The 1,364-nt window shown below is 66.6% G+C and carries 1 protein-coding gene, 1 rRNA gene and 1 riboswitch; both genes read right to left on the bottom strand.

Going from position 1 to position 1,364, the window contains the following annotated elements; all coding sequences use genetic code 11:
• Window positions 1–557 (bottom strand): benzoate/H(+) symporter BenE family transporter (locus FVW20_RS15560; protein WP_196610317.1); only part of this gene is annotated, 557 nt, incomplete at its 3' end.
• Window positions 558–880: 323 nt separating this feature from the next.
• Window positions 881–965: riboswitch (ZMP/ZTP riboswitch) on the bottom strand.
• Between the two features lie 291 nt (window positions 966–1,256).
• Window positions 1,257–1,364, bottom strand: a 5S ribosomal RNA gene (gene rrf, locus FVW20_RS15555); the annotation flags it as partial.

Here is a 1,364-nt window from a genome sequence, read left to right as displayed (position 1 = left end):
ATGCCCGCCACCAGCAACCCCGCCAGCAGCGGCAGCAGCACGGCGTAACGGGGGGCCAGGCGGCGGGCCGCCAGCCACGTCAGCAGCATGGGCGCCACCAGCACCGGCGCGGCCTGCATGCGCGTGAACACGTCCACGCAGAACCGGAACAGGATGCCCGCCAGCATGGCCGACACCACCGCCCTGGGAATGCGGTCCATGAACGCGGCGAACAGCCCGGTGACACCGAACACGGTGATGGCCACACCCACGGCGATGAACGCCCCGATGGCCTCGGGATAGCTGTAGGCGGTCCATCCGGCGGCCAGCAACGCCGCGCCGGGGGTGGACCACGCGGTGATCACCGGCACGCGGTAACGCAGGCTGAGGCCGATGCCGGTCACGCCGCTGGCCACGGAAATGGCCCAGATCCAGCTGGACAACTGGGCCTGGCTCAGGTGTGCGGCCTCTGCCGCCTGAAACATCAGTGCGGCAGGCCCGGCGTAGGAAACGATGACCGCCACAAGGCCAGCCACAAGGGCAGAGAGCGACGATTCGGACAGGATGCGCCTCAGCATGCGGACCTCACCCGAACAGGGCCGGAAACGGGCCCGAACAAGGGCCGCGAGACGGCGGGAATCGGACAGGGAATCACGGCAGGGCTGGTGCAGACGACGCGGCAGGCGCACGCGACCGCGCGCAGGGCTGCGTCAAGATAGGCGCAGATGACACCACAACAGCGCGCCACAGGGTCGGCGCGGAATCTGCCCGCACCGGGGACGTCAGCGGCATCAGCACCGCCATGTCTGGGAAGGATTGCGTGAAATACCATGAACAAGCACATGGGCGGCCTCCGGACAGGCTTCCCCGTTGCGGGGAAGGTGGTTGTCGGCATCGTGTCCGATGCGGCCCAGGCGAGCGGCGCTGACGAATGCCGCGCTCCCCCGTGGTGTTGCTCCACTTTCTCGCCAGTCGCGCGGCATCATGTAGGTAATGTGCGGTGCTAGCACCGTCGCCGTTGCAGCGTCAAGACGCGCCTTGCCCTACCGCACGGTCAAGGCATCCGCCTCAACACCACGATCGAAGAGGGGTACGTCCAGAACAGCGCATTGCCATTCCCCCCCTGCCCGCTCACCGCAACATGGCGCAGGCCTCCCGCCTCATCCCCGCCTCCACTGCCTTTCCCTGCCGCCGAACGCACGAAGGCCCCGGTGATTTCTCACCGGGGCCTTTTCGTGATGTGTCGGGATGCGGTTGTGCATCCCTTTGAGAATAAGTGCTGGCATCGGCCTACTTTCCCACGCAAGAGTACGCAGTATCATCGGCGATGGAGGGCTTAACTTCCGAGTTCGGAATGGGATCGGGTGTACCCCCTCCTCCATGGA

Source organism: Nitratidesulfovibrio oxamicus (genome assembly GCF_015731765.1).
In the GTDB taxonomy this organism is placed as follows: domain Bacteria; phylum Desulfobacterota; class Desulfovibrionia; order Desulfovibrionales; family Desulfovibrionaceae; genus Cupidesulfovibrio; species Cupidesulfovibrio oxamicus.
This window is presented reverse-complemented; position numbering and strand designations above follow the sequence as displayed.